This is a genomic window from Candidatus Pelagibacter communis (assembly GCF_001179985.1).
Lineage (GTDB): Bacteria > Pseudomonadota > Alphaproteobacteria > Pelagibacterales > Pelagibacteraceae > Pelagibacter > Pelagibacter ubique_J.
Genome location: NZ_CVSI01000062.1, coordinates 1 through 1,107 on the forward strand (window position 1 = coordinate 1; position 1,107 = coordinate 1,107).

The 1,107-nt window shown below is 30.0% G+C and carries 1 protein-coding gene; it reads left to right on the forward strand.

Going from position 1 to position 1,107, the window contains the following annotated elements; translation table 11 throughout:
* Positions 1-120 precede the first annotated feature (120 nt).
* The gene (gene ybgF / locus AMN80_RS04495) at positions 121-1,080 is read left to right on the forward strand and encodes a tol-pal system protein YbgF (protein WP_075520792.1); all 960 of its coding nucleotides are present in this window, start codon (positions 121-123) and stop codon (positions 1,078-1,080) included.
* Positions 1,081-1,107: the final 27 nt, after the last annotated feature.

The window sequence follows — 1,107 nt, forward strand, 5'->3', positions numbered from 1 at the left end:
TGGTCAAAAAATAGAAGATCAGTAACAGTAAAAGCAAACTAATTAATTAAAAAATTTAGATCCTAGTTTTAAAAAAACTAGGGTCTTTTTTTTGCCATCATTATAAATATTAATCAGATTATGGTTTTTAACAAACTTTATAATAAAACATTTATATATTTCATTATAGCTTTAAGCATCTTAATTTCTCCATTAAGTGCTGAGGAGGATACTCTCGAAATTTTGGAAAAATTAAAACAAGATGTTAAAACTTTAGAGAAAGCTGTTTATTCACAGTCATCAGAAAATATTAACAGTAATAGTTCGGTTTTAAGTAATAACGACGAAGATGTCCTAACTAGACATTTATTAAAGTTATCAGAGATCGAACAACAGTTTCAACAATTAACTAATAAGTTTGAGGAAATTAATTTTAAAATTGACAAACTATCTAGCAGGTTATCTAAAGTGCAGGCTGATAATCAACTAAGATTCCAAGAACTTGAAGTTGGCAATAATAATAACGTTGTTACTTCAAAATCTGATAAAGCTTTACCTGGCACATCCCAACCTCAAGACTTAGGTGCAATCACTTACAAAGATACCGAAACACAAGATTTAGTTCAAAAGACGCAATCGATTGAAACAACGAGCAGTGTAGTTACGGAAAATTTTGTAACAGAAGAAAAAATTTTGCCAAAAACAAATCCAAACGAACAATATAGTTTTGCAACTAGTCTTTTAAAACAAGGTGATTATACAACAGCCGAAAGAGCTTTGAGAGAATTCGTGATGGATAATCCAGAACATAACTTAGCTGGGAGTGCTCAATATTGGTATGCAGAAACTTTCAGAATAAGACAATTGTATACTGATGCTGCGTCAGCATATTTAGAAGGTTATCAAAAATATCCAAAAAGTGAAAAGGCAGCTATAAATTTACTTAAGCTTGGAGTATCATTAGTTCAAATTGGAGAAAAAGATCAAGGTTGTTTAATGATTAAGGGAGTAAAAAAAGAGTATCCAAAAGCTAAACAATCTGTGCTTCAAAAAGCTAAATATGAAGAGAAAAAGTTCGACTGTCAAAAACAAAGTTCATAAAGAAATTTTAGGTCATCTTAATAACAG